The sequence below is a fragment of the Maridesulfovibrio sp. FT414 genome (assembly GCF_050916235.1).
GTDB lineage: Bacteria > Desulfobacterota > Desulfovibrionia > Desulfovibrionales > Desulfovibrionaceae > Maridesulfovibrio.
This window is the reverse complement of record NZ_CP104854.1, coordinates 125,315-141,121: the sequence shown is the minus strand read 5'-3', so window position 1 is coordinate 141,121 and position 15,807 is coordinate 125,315. Positions and strand designations below refer to the sequence as shown.

At 51.1% G+C, this 15,807-nt stretch carries 13 protein-coding genes; 5 read left to right on the top strand and 8 right to left on the bottom strand.

Annotated elements, in window-relative coordinates:
* Nucleotides 1-348 precede the first annotated feature (348 nt).
* Nucleotides 349-810, top strand: coding sequence for a hypothetical protein (locus tag N7E73_RS00625; protein ID WP_432736756.1), 462 nt, complete (start codon nucleotides 349-351; stop codon nucleotides 808-810).
* Nucleotides 811-1,216: 406 nt separating this feature from the next.
* On the opposite strand, the gene N7E73_RS00620 is transcribed toward N7E73_RS00625, so the two are convergent.
* The 8 genes from N7E73_RS00620 to N7E73_RS00585 all read right to left on the bottom strand — a co-directional run bounded on the left by N7E73_RS00620 (nucleotide 1,217) and on the right by N7E73_RS00585 (nucleotide 9,224).
* A complete protein-coding gene (locus N7E73_RS00620) occupies nucleotides 1,217-3,325 on the bottom strand; it encodes an FAD-dependent oxidoreductase (protein WP_432736755.1) in 2,109 nt (702 codons plus the stop codon).
* Between the two features lie 18 nt (nucleotides 3,326-3,343).
* Complete coding sequence (locus N7E73_RS00615; protein ID WP_432736754.1) at nucleotides 3,344-3,922, bottom strand: electron transport complex protein RnfA; 579 nt, start codon at nucleotides 3,920-3,922, stop codon at nucleotides 3,344-3,346.
* 6 nt (nucleotides 3,923-3,928) lie between these two features.
* The gene (gene rsxE, locus N7E73_RS00610) at nucleotides 3,929-4,594 is read right to left on the bottom strand and encodes an electron transport complex subunit RsxE (RefSeq protein ID WP_432736753.1); all 666 of its coding nucleotides are present in this window, start codon (nucleotides 4,592-4,594) and stop codon (nucleotides 3,929-3,931) included.
* A gap of 1 nt (nucleotide 4,595) precedes the next feature.
* Nucleotides 4,596-5,183, bottom strand: a complete 588-nt coding sequence (rnfG, locus tag N7E73_RS00605; RefSeq protein ID WP_432736751.1) for an RnfABCDGE type electron transport complex subunit G — start codon at nucleotides 5,181-5,183, stop codon at nucleotides 4,596-4,598.
* A gap of 3 nt (nucleotides 5,184-5,186) precedes the next feature.
* Entirely contained in the window at nucleotides 5,187-6,161 is a 975-nt protein-coding gene (locus tag N7E73_RS00600; protein WP_432736750.1) for an RnfABCDGE type electron transport complex subunit D, read from the bottom strand.
* A gap of 2 nt (nucleotides 6,162-6,163) precedes the next feature.
* Nucleotides 6,164-7,315 carry a 4Fe-4S dicluster domain-containing protein gene (locus N7E73_RS00595; RefSeq protein ID WP_432736748.1) on the bottom strand — a complete coding sequence of 384 codons (1,152 nt, stop codon included), beginning with the start codon at nucleotides 7,313-7,315 and terminating at the stop codon, nucleotides 6,164-6,166.
* Nucleotides 7,316-7,331: 16 nt separating this feature from the next.
* Entirely contained in the window at nucleotides 7,332-8,078 is a 747-nt protein-coding gene (locus tag N7E73_RS00590) for a cytochrome c3 family protein (protein WP_432736746.1), read from the bottom strand.
* A 186-nt stretch (nucleotides 8,079-8,264) separates the two neighbouring features.
* Nucleotides 8,265-9,224: an MJ1477/TM1410 family putative glycoside hydrolase gene (locus tag N7E73_RS00585; RefSeq protein WP_432736744.1), complete on the bottom strand. Its 960-nt coding sequence runs from the start codon at nucleotides 9,222-9,224 to the stop codon at nucleotides 8,265-8,267.
* A 285-nt stretch (nucleotides 9,225-9,509) separates the two neighbouring features.
* On the opposite strand from N7E73_RS00585, the gene N7E73_RS00580 reads away from it, so the two are divergent.
* The 4 genes from N7E73_RS00580 to N7E73_RS00565 are packed head-to-tail and all read left to right on the top strand — an operon-like array spanning nucleotide 9,510 to nucleotide 15,802.
* Nucleotides 9,510-10,070, top strand: a complete 561-nt coding sequence (locus N7E73_RS00580) for a CsgG/HfaB family protein (RefSeq protein WP_432736742.1) — start codon at nucleotides 9,510-9,512, stop codon at nucleotides 10,068-10,070.
* Between the two features lie 14 nt (nucleotides 10,071-10,084).
* Nucleotides 10,085-10,909, top strand: a complete 825-nt coding sequence (locus N7E73_RS00575; RefSeq protein ID WP_432736740.1) for an endo alpha-1,4 polygalactosaminidase — start codon at nucleotides 10,085-10,087, stop codon at nucleotides 10,907-10,909.
* Entirely contained in the window at nucleotides 10,893-12,980 is a 2,088-nt protein-coding gene (locus N7E73_RS00570; RefSeq protein WP_432736739.1) for a polysaccharide deacetylase family protein, read from the top strand. Before N7E73_RS00575 ends, N7E73_RS00570 begins: the two co-directional genes overlap by 17 nt.
* The gene (locus N7E73_RS00565; RefSeq protein ID WP_432736738.1) at nucleotides 12,977-15,802 is read left to right on the top strand and encodes a tetratricopeptide repeat protein; all 2,826 of its coding nucleotides are present in this window, start codon (nucleotides 12,977-12,979) and stop codon (nucleotides 15,800-15,802) included. The genes N7E73_RS00570 and N7E73_RS00565 overlap by 4 nt, the downstream gene beginning before the upstream one ends.
* Nucleotides 15,803-15,807 lie beyond the last annotated feature (5 nt).

The window sequence follows — 15,807 nt, the reverse complement described above, 5'->3', positions numbered from 1 at the left end:
TTGCTCCTGATTTCTATTGAATGCTGCTAAGAAATCTTTTCCGTTTTTAATTTTTCTTTACATTCTATGCAGGATGTATGCCGTGAAAGTGTTATAAAACTTTTCAAAAAGTCCGTACCCGGAATGACCTAGGAATGGCGGGAACATCCCGACGTTATGATTCTTGGCCATTGATTTTAAATGCGAATTTAGGCCTCATTTGGTTGCAGAATTCGGGGTTTTATGAGATGCACGGATAAATTCTGGGTGAAGGACTCAATTTTTAAGACAGGTTTATTCCCTTGATTTGAAATGGTCCTTGACGTATATTGATTTCCGTTTTTAACACGATCATTTAGGAGGTTTTAAATGAGCGCAGCAACTGAAAAAGTGCATCAGATTGAAGACTATCAGCAGAAGTCTGACGTTGAAGCAATGGGTGATAAGATCGCAGCCAATGTTGGCGACAACGCACAGAGGGACATGGGCAAAGTAGCCATCATCGTATCCTTCATGGCAACCGTACTTCTCGTAGTATTTTTCTACGGCCTGAACCAGAATCTCAGCAGCCTTACCGCTGAAGTGAAAGATCTTCAGTCTGTTCGCGGCGAAGTCGCCGACCTGAACTCTCAGATGGCTGTTGTTGACGGCAGACTGGTGGAACTTGAAAAGCTCCCCACCAAGACCAGACATATCATCATGGACGGCATTCTCGAAGAAATGAACCAGAAAGCAGCATATGTTGGCGCACAGCTCAGCGAAGAAGAGCAGGCCAAACTTGCAAAGGTTCAGGAGCTCCTCAAGGACGTACAGTCCGGCCTCCAGAAATAATAACTTTGAGCGATCAAAGTTCGAGGCGCAGCGGTTTACCGTTGCGCCTTTTTTTATGCAGTTCATTTATTGCGCCTTGCTCTCGCTCCGTCTGCGCGTATTTCTAGCGACTATTTTATGGGTAATCTCCAGAACAAATCTATTTTAGCGTAGTTACGGGTGTGAGATGGGATCTTTTTGCGGTCTAGTGCATATTGAGAGCGGAAATGGAAACAGATTCTAAAAGATCACATTCTTTCTGGTATGAGGCGTTTATGCTGGTAGGGTGTTGTTCCTACCCTTAATGAGTACAAAAAAATGCTGCAACATCATTTGATATTGCAGCATTAAAATTTGCAGTCAATTAAGCCTGTTCTCATCTCGCGGCTGGCAGCAGACTCTTTGGTTTAGCTGTTTCTTAACAAAGTTATTCTACCTTCTCTCCGACACGGGCAGTAATTACGTCTTCCAGCGGAACATCACGGTCATAGCAGATCAGTCCGCAGCGCAGGCAGCGCGAAGTTTCATAACGCAGATCTTCTTCGCAGAGCGAGCCTTCCACTTCATTGAAGGTGGTGAGACGCTCTTCGCCTTCACAGAGGTGGGGCATTGCAGATCGCTCTTTCTCCTTGCATCCGTCCACGTCCTTGAACAGGGTGTAGGGAATCAGTTCACGCATGATGTTGTCTGCTACCGGGATTGTTCCGGTTGTGAGCAGATGGTGGATGGATCGGGCCGCACGGCGACCGGCTCCAACAGCTGAAATTACAAGGTCCGGTCCGGAAAAGGCATCCCCTCCGGCGAACACGTAAGGTATTGATGTCTGCAGGGTGTCAGGGTCGGCATTGATCGTGCGCCAGCGGGTGAAATCAATCTGACACTGCTCCTCGCCTTCGGTGTAAAAACAGGTAAGTTCTGGTTTCTGGCCGATGGCTGAAATGATGGAATCCACCGGGTAGCGCGTTTCGGAGCCTTTTACCGGTACCGGACGGCGGCGTCCCGACTCGTCAGGCTCACCAAGTTCCATCTTTACGCATTCAAGGTGCGTGGCTTTTCCGTAATTGTCCATAATGACCTTGGTGGGGGCGGACAGAAATACGAATTTTACGCCTTCATCGGCAGCAGCGTCGATCTCTTCCGTGTTGGCCGGCATTTCGTTTCTGGTGCGACGATAGAGCATGGTAACGTCACAGCCAAGGCGTATGCTTGTGCGTGCCGCGTCAATGGCCGTGTTGCCGCCACCAACAACAATAACTTTCGGGCCGACGTTGGGAGTCTGGCCAAGCCCTACAGCAGTAAGGAATTCCGTTCCGGGGATGACTCCCTGAGCCGTCTCCCCGTCAATACGCAGTGAACCGCTGGCCCATGCCCCGATACCGAGGAAATAAGCTTCAAAGCCTTCCTTTTCGAGAGTTTCGATTGTGATGTCCACACCGAATTTAAGCCCGTGGCGGGATTCAATTCCAAGGTCAAGTATCCCTTGGATTTCCCAGTCCAGATCCTTCTTGGGTAATCTGTACTCAGGGATGCCGTAACGCAGTTGGCCGCCGAGCTCAGGCATGGCCTCAAATATTGTCGGGCTGTGCCCAAGACGGCGCAGGAAGTTGGCGCACGAGAGTCCCGCAGGACCTCCTCCAATTATAGCTACTTTCCTGCCCGTGTCCTTGGCGCAGGGTATCTTGAGCCGCAGGTTGTTCTTCATTTCCCAGTCGGCCACAAAGCGTTTGATCATGTTTATGCCCACAGGCTTGTCCACATGTGTACGGCGGCAGACTTCTTCGCAGGGACGCGGACAGACCCGTCCGCACACCAGCAGAAGAGGGTTGCGTTCGCGTATAATGGTCACTGCTGCTGCGTAATCACCCTTGTCTGCCGCTTCAATGTATCGGGGGATGTTGATCTGTCCCGGACATCTCTGCTGGCAGGGAGCAAGGCAGTCGTTTACCTCTTCCTGATGGATCAGTCTTGATGTCATGGATACGATGGAAAGGACATCGCGCGGGCAGGCATCCACGCACTTGCGACAGGCGCGGCAGGCCAGCGGGTCCACAATGGGTAGTCCTTCCGGACCCATGTCGATTGCATCGAACGGGCAGACCGAAACACAGGTGCCGAGTCCAAGACATCCTTCGGGGCAGGTTTTGCTTCCTTCGTAGAGAAGGGCTTGTGCGCGGCAGTCTCCGGCTCCCTCGTAATTGTAGAGTTCCTCGGCCCGTTCTCCTCCTGTGCAGTCGCGAAAGGCCATCTCCGGTTCCATATCGAGGACTTCCAGCCCCATGACCGCGCCGACCGCTTTTGCCGTATCTATCCCGCCGATGACGCAGACGTTGGCTCCCGATTTGCCTTCAACAACAGCGTTGGCAGCCCCGGCACATCCGGCATATCCGCACCCGCCGCAGTTTACTCCGGGCAGGGCATTTTCAACCAGTGCCATGCGCGGATCTTCCTTTACGTGCAGCATCTTGGATGCCACCGCTAGAATTGTTGCGGCGGTAAACCCCAGTCCCATGAGAACGAGCAGAGATGAAAGTATCATAATAAAATTCCAGCCGTTTTAAGAGATCATGCCCTTGAAAGCGAAAAAGGCCAGCGACATAAGTCCGGCCATGACCAGCGCGATGGGTGTGCCTTTCATTGCATTGGGAACTCTGGAGACTTCAATGCGTTCCCGTATGGCTGACAGAACCACCAGCGCAAGCATGAAGCCCAGACCGGAAGCGAATGAAAAGGCCACGGTCTTGACAAAAGTGAACTCCTCACGCTGGCAGATGATGGCAATACCCATGACCGCGCAGTTGGTTGTAATAAGCGGAAGGAAGATTCCCAGAGCCTTGTAGAGCGGCGGTACGGCCTTTTTGAGGAACATTTCCACGAATTGTACCAGTGCTGCGATGACCAGAATGAAGGTCAAGGTCTGAAGGTAGCCAAGGCCCATGGGGTCCAGCAGTAATTTCTGTACTGCCCAGGTGATTGATGCGGCCATGGTGGCTACGAAGACCACCGCCCCGCCCATGCCTACGGCTACGGAAGTTTTTTTGGAAGTACCGATAAACGGGCAGTTTCCCAGATACTGGGCCAGTACAATGTTGTTTACGAATATGGCTGATATGAAAAGCAGGAAATATTCTTTCATATTGGATTACCTCCCGCACATACCGCAGGTACGGCATTCATGAGAAGGGTTATCGAGGACTTTGAGTCCCTTGCGCTTGCGGTTCCAGCTCGTGTAGGCATTCATGCCTGAAAGCAGGATGCCTAAACATACAAAGGCTCCCGGTGCTTCAACCATGAAGGAGAACGGTTCGTATGAACGCGGCATCACCTGGCTGCCGAAGACAGTGCCATACCCGAAGAGTTCGCGGATGCTTCCGAGCAGTGTCAGTGAAATCGTGAAACCGATTCCCATACCGAGCCCGTCTGCAGCGGACAGCAGTATCCCGTTTTTGGACGCAAACGCTTCCGCACGTCCCAGAATAATGCAGTTTACAACGATGAGGGGTACGAAGATTCCGAGCTGCTGGTAAAGAGGGTAGGCATAGGCCTGCATGAGCAGTTCAACCGCAACTACGAGCGATGCTGCAATGACGATGAAACAGGCTATACGCACCTTGGCAGGGATAACGTTGCGGAAAATCGAGACAAGCATGTTGGAAAGAGTCAGTACGAAGATAACTGCCAGTCCCATGCCGAAACCGTTGTCGGCGGTCTTGGTTACTGCAAGTGTCGGGCACAGCCCCAGCACAACCTTGAATGGCGGTAGCTTATTCCATAATCCTTTTGAAAATTCCTTCCACAATCTGCTCATGTTATGACCCCTGTTTCCATGCTGTTTCAAGTTGCGGTCTTATTCTGGAAAATATTTCAACGGCTTTTTTTACTGCTTCCACTGAAGCTGTTGAGGAAATTGTGGCTCCTGCAATTCCGTCAATTGTTCCGCCCTTGGATGCCAGCCCCACACTGTATGGATGGTTGCGGAACTGGTTCGTGAAGCCGTGCTTGGCTACGCGTGAACCTACTCCGGGGGTTTCTTTCATGGTGGTTATTCCGATGCCTGAAAGATGGCTCTTGTTGATGTCGAAACCAACCATGACCCCGACATCGCCTCCGTAGCCTTTGGATGAAGTTTCAAAGGCCACGCCGAAGAGCTTGCCGCCCTTTATGGCCGGAAATACCGTGACCTGCTCTTCTGTTCCGGGAATGGAAAACTTCCTGCGGTCCTTTACCGGGGAGTTCTCGTATCCTTTCAGAACCTGTTCTATTGCCGGGCCTTGAACATAGGTCAGCACCTGTTCTTCAATGCGGTTGCCTGTTGCGTCCTTGAGGCTGGCTAGGGTTACGCTGGACAGTCCGCAGAAAAGGGTCAGAACCGCGATCATTTTTATTGCTTCTTTCATGATCTACCTCTGCAGATGGATGCTTGTGACCCCGCCGAAAGGTTTCGGTCTCAGTTTGTCAAAGAGCGGGCTCATGAGGTTGGCGAGCAGGATCGCAAAAGGCACGCCGTCCGGGTATGCACCGTAGACTCTTATTATTATGACGAGTGCTCCGGCTGTGAATCCGTATGCCAGCATGGGAATGTGTCCGGCAGGCGATGAAGAACTGTCCGTTGCCAGAAAGAATGCGCCGAAAAGTGTTGATCCGCACAGGAGATGGTATTCCGGAGAGGCGTATGCCTGCGGGTTAATGAGGTAAAATGTCAGCGCGGTCAGCGTTACGCCGAGTATGAAGGAGAAGGGGATGTCCGGGCGGATTATCCTTCTGGTGATGAGGTAGGCCCCGCCAAGAATGATCGCTCCGGACTGTACAGCCCCGGTCCCGCCGAGCTGGAAGCCCAGCAGCAGACTCTTCAGACTGTATTCGTTCAGAGTTTGAGGGCCGAAGTTCTTTAGTTGGCTCAAGGGATAGGTCAGCTCGGAAGTCAGCATGGTTACGTTGAAATTCATGAGATCCGGCCAGGATACGGTCAGTATGGCCCAGCCTACAAGCGGGGCACACAGCGGGTTTGCTCCCAGTCCCCCGAAGATCATACGACCGATAATGATGGACAGCGCACTTCCGGGCACCACCAGCCACCAGGGTGATGACGGGGGCAGCAGAAAACCGAACATCAGCCCGCACAACAGGGTTGTGTAGTTATCGGCTTCAAACTTTCGTTTCATTATGTAGAGACAGATTGTCTCTGCAATGACGGCGGTGAAGCATGAAAGGGCAAGGACCCGTACCGCAAGCATGTGGTAGTGCCATATGGCGAATGCCGCAGCCGGCAGCAGGGCCAGAATGGTTTCAAGAGCCGTTTTTCTGATGGTCCGCCCGCAGTGTACGTGAGACGGGGACGAGACAGTAAGTACAGGTGATCCGGTTATCGGTCTCATGGTCACTTCCGCAGGTCTTCAAGTATGGGTTTCTTGGAAAGTTCTTTCTTTGCCAGACGGATGTACTGCAGAACGGGCCGCTGGGCCGTGCACCAGTAGGTGCAAAGACCGCATTCGAAACAGGCCGCGATGCTGTAATTCAAGGTGTTCTCAAACAGGCCGAATTCGGCATGTCGTGAAATCATGTTCGGCTGTATGCGGGCGGGGCATCTTATAACACATTCTCCGCATCCGACACAGGGAGAATCCATAATTGTGGGTTCCGGTCCGGCAGCTACAACGCTTACGCCCTGTGTTTCAGGACCGACACCGTGGCGCAGGGTATAGACCGCTTCGCCGGAGAGCGGGCCGTCCAGTATGACTCTGTCGTGATTAGAAATACCGAAACCTGCCATTTTAACGAGCAGCCCCACCTGGGTCCCTACCGGGGTCAGAAAAAGGGTACTGCCGACTTTGACCATGATATCGGTGACAGCCCGTCTGCCATGCAGGGTACGACCGATGCGGTATAGAGTGGCAGCGTTAATGACACATACGTCCGGCGGCATCTCTTTTCCGGTTACGGCCTTCACTACCATGGCGTTGAGGCCGTTTGGGTATACAGGATCTATTTCGTGTCCGACACATCCCGACAGTGTCCAGTCCATTCCTTTCGGCAAAGCCAGAGCACAGGCCTTGGGCGAAAGGGCATTGTTGAGACAAGCCAGTCCTTCCAGCATGATGTCGTTGAATTCTTCGATCAGGAAGCGGTGCCCATCCAGTCCGGCCTCTTTGGGGATCGCGTTTATTATCAGGGTGGCCCCCTGTTTCAGCGGCCGAATGTTTATGCCGCCATCGCGCAGGGATTCAAGCATTCCACCAGCGTTCCTCATATCAAACTCAAGAGGGTCGGCAACCCTTTCTCCTTTCTCCCGGATCGATATGAAATCATTCTTGATGTCAGTAACGATGCCAGAGACAGACGAGTGAACCGACGGCATTTTCCCTTCCGGGTCATTGGCAACCTTCTGGGCCTTGGACACGCTGTCGCCGGTTTTCACCAGCGGACGGTATCCGGTGATGCTCAGGGTTATTTCCAGAGATGAAAGACCCTGTTCACGGATGTTCACTATAGGGCCACGTTCTGCGGGAACTAGTGAGAAAAGAGAATTCATGATTGATCGGTCCGCCTTACTTTATATGACACTTGGCGCAGTCATCGTCCTTGTATGGCCCGCGCTTGAGTTCCTTGTGGCAATCCATGCACTGGTCATGGAATGCGCTCACCCGGTTCAGCACGAGATCCTTGCCTTTTTCCTGATGGCACTGGGCGCATGGAGTATGGTCTCCTTTGTAGTTCTCCATGTTGCGCATGCGGTGACAGGGGGTACAGCCTTTCAGACCTTCTTTGAACATATCGTCATGACAGTTGATGCAGCGGTCATGTGCTGCGTTACGCACGCTTGGGATTTCTTTCGACCCCGCGTTGGTATGGCAGTTGCCGCATTTCTGGGGTTCTTTTTCGATGTCTTCGGTGTGGTGGCAGGCCTGACAGTCTTCTTCGGCGTACTCTTCGTGAGCTTCGTGGTCGAAATTCAGCTTGCCCAGTTCGGCGTGATGGCATTGGACACAGTAGCTGTTGTCCGGGAAGGAGTTGATGTGGTCGCGCACATAATCCCGGTCAAAGGCCTGAGGATGGCATGAGCCGCAAGCCAGTGGTTCCTGAGATTCTCCCTTGCGTTCGTGGTGGCATTTGTCGCAGGGTATTTCATAGTCACGATGGTGCTTGATATGAGAGAAAATGACTTTTCCGCCGCTGTTACGGAAAAGTATTCGGACAGGAATCTTCTGTTTCTCTTCAGGAGTCACGTAGCCTGCAACTGCCAGTCCCAGCAGAATTGCAAGTACAATAGTAACGGGGATAAATTTTCTGCTCACCTGTTCATCCTCATTTTGTAAAGAATCTTAGCTGTATATTCTATATTTAACTGGTAGAAATTTGTCCAGCATAAACTTTTGCATGTGCAAAAAGTGTCAAGTACGTTCCATTTTCCTGTTCAATGCAGATTAATCGTTACAAGTGAGGATTTCCAAATTGTGTCCGAATATTTTAAAGGCAGACTGCTATTTGTATTTCCAGAAATCGGTCAGCGTCTCCAGCGCCGCATCCGGCGGGGAAGCATAAGGAACAAGGCTGAAATCGAGTCCTTTTACCTTATTCAGGTACTCGGCATACTGATCCTTGGATATGTATTCTACTGTAAGAACTGTTTTGCCGGCATCAGCAAATTTTTTAGCCAGTTTCAGCCGGTAATTTCGGTCCTGTTCTGTATAGTAATTGAAAAGCAGGCTCTCAAGGCCGACCATGCTTATTGTCTTGACGTATAGGTCCTTGTCTTCCGGTGAACAAGCTTCAATTATTCCCATCCCGTTCTGGGGGCAGATAATGAAGTTGTTGCCGGCTCGTTTGCGGCAGTAGTCGGCAATTCTGGCAATAAGTTTGACCATGTCGTCGGCTGTGGTTCTTATGTCCATTCCCTGCTCGTGCCAGAACCAGTATGCGTCGACTATGTCCAGATAAACCCCATCGAATCCGGCCTCAAGGATGCGGTCAAGATATGGCTTTAGAGCCGTTTCCCACCAGTCTTCGCGCCAGTACCTGACCTTGAAGTTCCCGGCCCAGTTTTCATTCTCCGGCCCCAGAAATCCGGGGGTCTGGCTGTTCCAGCTTGTTTTCCAGTAAAATCTGTAGTCCTCGGCCTCACCGATGGAAAAATAGCAGAGTACAGTCTTGTTGAAGCGGTGGAGTATTCCAATTTGTTCCGCTGTAAATCTTTTGGAATCGGACCCGTCAGCTGAATAGTCGGTTACGATCAGCCTGTAAGGAGACTCAGCCAGTGCGGCTATGGAAGGGTGTTGCAGTACATATGCCCAGCTTGTAATGGCTGGCTGCTCATATTTTATTGCGGTCTTCGTCTGTTCTGGCTGTCTAAAATCCTGCGTTGCGCGGTGGCTGGAGGTGCCGCTTACACATGATGATATGAGGAAAACAATCGTCATGATGGTTATCATGCTGTTTTTCATGCTTTTTTGCCTTGCCTGTTTAATTTGGTTGCCGGAATAGAAAAATAGCACAGCATGGGGGAAATTTGAAGACAACTATGTTGATAATATGGTAAAAACCCATAAATTTTTAAATGTTATACTTCCAAGATTGTTCTTTTGGGATTATGCTCACTAATATGCAAGTCGAAATTTTAAGGGCAACTGTCTATAGAAACTCTAAAATTTTAAAACGGTTATAAATGGGTTTTCTCCGTTTGACGCATTGCTGTCGACACTGTCGAATTTACAACAAGAGGAGGGGGTGTGAAAAATAAGGTTTTTAGTTTTCTGTTTCTTGTATTTTTTATTGCCGGCTGTTCCGGTACCTACATGAAGGACTACGTTCAGCCGCAGGGTATTGCTAGTGATGCCCGTCTGGTGGCTGTGCTTCCACTGGTAAACCTGACTACTACCCCGAATGCCGGGCGTATGGTTTCCGATCTGTTATCCACTGAACTGTATTCGTCCACCCGTTTCAAAATCATGGAGTCCACCGAGATGCTGAGTCGCGTCAAGGGTGATGAGGATGACCTTGAGTTTGTCATGGAGGATGTTGTTGCCCAGAAGATGGGGCATCAGCTTGGCGTAGATACAGTCATTTTCGGTTCAGTGACCGAATACCAGTATAAGCGTGGTATTAACCAGAGTCCCACCGTGGGCATCAATCTGAAAATGCTTGATGTTCCGTCGGGCAAGATTCTTTGGGCGTCTTCTTCATCTAAAACCGGAGGCTGCTTTTTCGGATGCACGGAATCACTCAACAGCGTAGCTCAGGAAACCCTTGCGGAAATGGTTCAGGCCATGTCCGAAATGCCCGCGCAGTAGTCGCTGTACTGGTCGTGATAGGTTTCAGCCTGTTTGGGTACAGGATTGCATTTGGGGGAAATTCCGGCCACATTTCGTCATGGGCCTGTTATTACGGCAGTGATGACCGCACTTCGGAGCTGCTCGGTTTTGATCTCTGCGTTGTTGCGGAGTCCGGGCAGGACCCAGTCCCTTTGCGCAGGCAGGGGAAGAAGGTGCTGGTCTACGTAAGTCTTGGCGAACTCCATGGGAACAGTCCTTATCTGGAACAGGCCCGCAGTCAGGAGCTTCTTTCAAGATACAACGAGAATTGGGATTCATGGGTTGTGGATGTTCGCCGTCCGGAGTGGCGGGAACTTGTGCTGACCCGGCTGATTCCCGACGCTCTTGCACGTGGGTATGACGGGCTCTTTTTCGATACGCTTGATTCTCCGATAGATATGCAGCGATGCGATCCTGATGCTTACAAAGGGACCGAGCGTGCCTGCGTTGAGCTGGTTCGGGACATCCACAGGAAGTTTCCCGGAATGCTGCTCTGCCAGAATCGCGGTTTTGAGATTATCCGAAGAACCGCCCCGTACCTAGATTATCTGTTGATCGAAGGATTGAGTTTCTCCATGGATCTTGATTCTGATTCCGCAGTCCCGGTATCCGGTTCGGACCGGGATTTTTTGCTTACAAAAACAGATGAGGCCCGCAAGGCCAACCGCAAGCTTGTAGTCTTGAGTCTCGATTATGCACCAGCTGCTGACAGTAAGGCCGTCAGCGCGGCATGTGAATTTTCCAGAAAACAAGGATTCGTGCCTTATGTCAGCACTCCGGCACTTGATGAAGTCTTTATCCATGCGAATTATCGTTAGCCTGCTCCTGACCGTTTCAGTGTTCTTCGCGGCTGTGCCGGTAAGGGTGGCTGCTGAACCGCTTAAGCGCAAGGTTCTGGTTCTCTACAATAGTGCTGAAGAAAGAACTAAACGGGCAAACCTGTTTGTTGAAGGCTTTGCCATGCCGCTCAATTATCTCGGGTATCTTTATGAAATTCGTGATGTTGCCGAACGTCCGTTGCCCGGCAAGCAGGAGATGGAGAAATATTCCGCGGTTCTGACCTCGTTCGGTGCTGACCTGATGAATGAGCCTGCCGAGTATCTCAAGTGGCTTGAACAACAACATAAAGATGGCAAAAAAATAGTAATTGCCGGAAGTATGGGAGCATATCGCAGCCTTGAAGATGAGCCTGTAAGCCCGGAACGGATCAGATCCGTTTTTGCCGGACTGGGATTCAACTATCAGGGTAATGCAACGAGCGAGAAGATAAGGCTTAAGTACGGGACCGTTGATGGACGGACAATGAATTTTGAGCGGAAGCTGCCTGTCTTTCCGGAAATGTACATCGATATAAGTCCGTTGAATGATAACAGCCTTTCATGGGTGACCGTTGAGCGCAAGGATCGTCCCGGTCTCCCAGGAACTGCTGTAGGTGTTGGTCCTGGAGGCGGATTTGCCCTCAATGGATTCATGCGCTGGCAGGATCCTGTTGATTTCAAGAAACAGTGGTTCCTCAATCCTTTTGACTTTCTGCGGACTTCACTCGGGCTGGAAGGAATCCCGGCTCTGACCCCGACGACACTCAACGGCTTGAGGGTGGCCTTTGCCCACATCGATGGTGACGGCTTCGTGGGCTACACCGAAATCGATAACAACAAGAACTGCGGTGAAATCATAATGGAGAGGATTTTTGCCCGTTATGACTTCCCGAATTCCGCGTCGGTCATCGCGGGTGAGATCAACCCTGATGTGAAGGGCAGCATCAACAATATTGAGCAGGCCCGGACTCTCTTTGAAATGGAGAACGTGGAGACAGCCTCACATTCCTACACCCATCCGTTTGCCTGGAACCCAAGGCTGCGAGATTCCGAAGAATATTCCGAAGCTTTTGTTGTCGGCCAGTATGAGAAACCGGGATATGTGTTTGATGCCCGTTATGAGATTGTCGGGTCATGTGATTATATTTCCGAGAACCTTGCTCCGGCGGACAAGCCTTGCAAAGTGCTGCTCTGGTCCGGCATGTGCGATCCGATTCCTGAACAGGCTGAAATTGCGAAGGAAGCAGGGATACTCAACCTGAATGGCGGGGATACGGTAATGGATGCCAGCCGTAATTCATATTTCGGGGTTTCTCCGCTTTACCGTGAACTCGGCAGGTACAGCCAGATTTATACCGGGCAGGCCAACGAGAATATCCTGACCAACCTCTGGTCCGGGCCGTATTTCGGTTTCCGAAACATTGTAGAGACAATGAAACGGACCGGATCTCCGCGTCGGGTTATGCCCATCGACATCTATTACCACTTCTACAGCGGGGAGAAATTTGCCTCTCTCAAGGCTCTTGAGGATGTATACGAGTGGGTTCTTTTGCAGGATACGGCTAGGGTTTACGCTTCATCATACATAAGAATGGTGAACGGCTTCCTGAGTGGAAAGATTGAAAGGAAGGGGCCGGGGCAGTTTGTCTTTTCCGATTATGGTGACTGCCTTAGCGTGCGTCTGGACGGGAAATCTTTGGTCCCGGATTTACGCAACTGTGCAGGCGTTCTTGGTTACGACGATCAGCCTGAAGGAATTTTTGTTCATTTGGTTCCGGGATCAGCGCGTGCCGAACTGGTCTTGAGCAGCAGCCAGAATGTAAATGACGGTTTTCCTTATCTGAAAAATGCTTCCGGGTGGGTTCGGGATTTCCAGCGAACATCCGGAGGAGCACGTTTTGTTTTTGAATGTTTCAGTAAAGGAAGACTGACAGTTGCCGGACTTGTATCCGGGAGGAAATACAGGATTATCAGCAAGGCTGGAAAACCGTTGGAATTGTCCAGTAACCAGAGGGGAGAGTTGCAGCTGAAAGACCTTTCCTCGGGACCCGTGGAGATTGTCGGGATTTGAACATAAGGCTCTGGCGGGTACTTTTATTCGTACTCATCATAATCGGGAGTACCGTGCTTATTTATCCCTTTCCCAGGGATATGGTAGAGCTTTATCTTGAAGGCGGTGAAGTATCCAAAGCTACCGATCTTATTGACCAGTTGCTTGAAGAGGACCCTGACGACCTTGAACTGCTCACAGTCGCTTCCGATGTGTATCTTGTGCGGGGTTTGCCGGACAAGGCCATTGCCAGCCTGAACAGGGTTCTGGAACATAAGCCCAGAGACAGGGCCGTGCTTGAAAAGCTGGTTCAGGTTTATGAGTGGAATGTAATGCCTACAGAAGCCATGCGTACCTGGGAAAGGATTGCGGCCATACTGGTCAATGAAGAGCAGCCTCTTAAAAAACTGGTAATGTATTATAGGTATTACAATATGTTGCCGCAGGAAGTCGGTGCTATCAAGCGGCTTAACAGCCTGCAGGCAGTAGGTGAGTTTACCGACAGATTCCTGAAGGCATTGAACCGGGAGATTGGACGTCTGGGTGAGGAGTTATCGGCGGCTGGTGAAGATCCCTACCTTGAGTACCTTATTCGGGGAATTTTCGTGGTCGGGGAACAGTTCAGGGCTGCCATGGAGTATGAGAATGTTATCAATCCCCTGCAGTATACAATTTATGTGGAAGAATATTTCTTGGCCATGGATAGGGTGGAGGAAGGCTATTCCTTCGCCGCCAGTCTTGATGATGATACCGGCGGAATAGACAACAGGTTACAACTGGTTAAGGTTCTCGGCTGGACCGGGCAGTATGCTCTTGGGCTTGAATATGCCCAGCGCTTATACAGGGAGAAACCGGAAAGCGTTCCTTTGCTGACCGAGATGGCCTGGATGGCCAGAACCGTGGGCAGGTATGATCTTGCAGAGACCGCTCTTGAGCAGCTTGTGCGAGTTGAACCTGATAATAATGAGCATCAGGAGCAGCTCGGTGCTGTCTATATGGAATCAGGCAAGAGCAGCAAGGCGATCGAAATATTCAGGACTCTGGCCCGGAAACTGGACAACTGGCTGAAGTATGCCCACGACATGCTGCGCGCAGCCCTGTTCAGTTCAGATACAAAGCTCATGGCAGAGGTTGTAGCAGAAACAGAGACTGTTCAGAACAGCAATGCCGACTACCTGCGGACCAGGGCCGAAGTGCTGCTCAACATTGATAAGCCTCTTGAGGCCTACCAGACTCTGAAGCGGGTGATTAATGGTCTGGATGCCGGAGTAGCCGATTATGAGCGCCTTGTGGATACTGCGATTGCAACCCGCGATTATAAACTGGTGGCTGAAACTGTTGATCTTGCATTGAAATTCAGTCCCGGAAATGTAGCCCTCATGCGTAAGGGGGCAGAGGCCTGGAGGGAAGCAGGGGAGCCGGCCAAGTCTTACAGGCTTTACCGGCAGGTTGTTGAGAAGGAAGGGCTGGAAGAAGATGTCCTCAACATGCTGCTTGCCGCTTCCGATACTCAGGACCTTAAGCTGGCGCGAGAAGCCGCAAAATATGCGGTTGCGCTTGATGGCAGCAATGTGAAGGTCATTGCTCAGGCCGGGGAAATAATGCTCTGGCTGAATTCTCCGAAGGATGCATATCCCTACTACCGCAAGGCGGCGGTTCTTACGGGTGGGGAAAGGGACTATGTGATGACTCTTGTTCAGGTTGCTTCCTATACCGGTGAACGGGATATTTTCAGGGACGCGGCAGAGACTGCAATGCGACTGCGTCCACATGACGAACAGGTTGCCATGCTTGCCGCAGCAGTGTGGGCCGCGGCAGGGGATGGCGATAAGGCCGGTAAGCTTATTGCCAGGTTTGCAGATGGAGACGGCAGAAATCTGGATATGCTCCTCAAGTGGGCCGAGTTTGCGGATAGTTCAGGCCTGACCGAGGAAGCGTACCGCATTTACGACAGGCTGTATTCGCTCGGCTACAAGAAAAAACAGATCCGTAAGGATCTGGCGCGTCTGGCCGGATGGACTGACAGGCCTGCAGTGGCCGCAGGAATTTACGGAGAGATGTCTGACGAGGAACCGCGTAATTTCCAGTTGGCCATGCAGGCGGCAACTGCGTTTACCGATGCAGGGGAGTATAAGCGGGCCGTGGGTTACTATGAGCGGGCACTTTCCCTTAAGCCGTCCGACATTGAGCTTAAGCTGAAGCTGGCCGAGACCTACGGTTTTGCGGGTATGAATGCGGAAAGGATCAAGCTTTACACGGAACTGTGGAGAGAAGGACACCTGCCTGAATCCGGACGTATTGAATTGGCCAGAGCCTATATTGACGCCCGGGAGGCTGGCCCTGCGCTGGATATTCTGGAGCCTTACACGAGGCTGGAAAAGTTGCCGCGTTTTGAAGGTTTTCTGCTGGCCTCGGCTTTGCAATTGGCGGGACGAGGGGCTGAAGCTTCAGCTATTTATAAACGTTTGGGAAGAGAGTATAGCACTGATGAAATTCTGCTTTCCCGACTCGGTGCGGAAGCTCTTTTCAACAATGATCAGGACGATGCCTACAGCCTTTTTGAAGCCGCACTGAAGGTTAACAGGGATAACCATACGGCACTTAAAGGGTTGGGCATAATTTTCAGTGAAAGGTCGGAATACAAGAGGGCCATAGCCAAGTTCAGGCACTATCTCAGACTTGTCCCCGATGATGCCGAGGCCCGGTATCAGCTTGGTGAAATATATAATTTTCTTGGACGCGATTCTGATGCCCTTATGCAATACAGGCTTGCAGAACGGGCTATCAGAAAGCAGGGTGGAAAAAAACTTCTGAAAAGCAATACAGGGAAGTTGGAAAGGTAGTTATT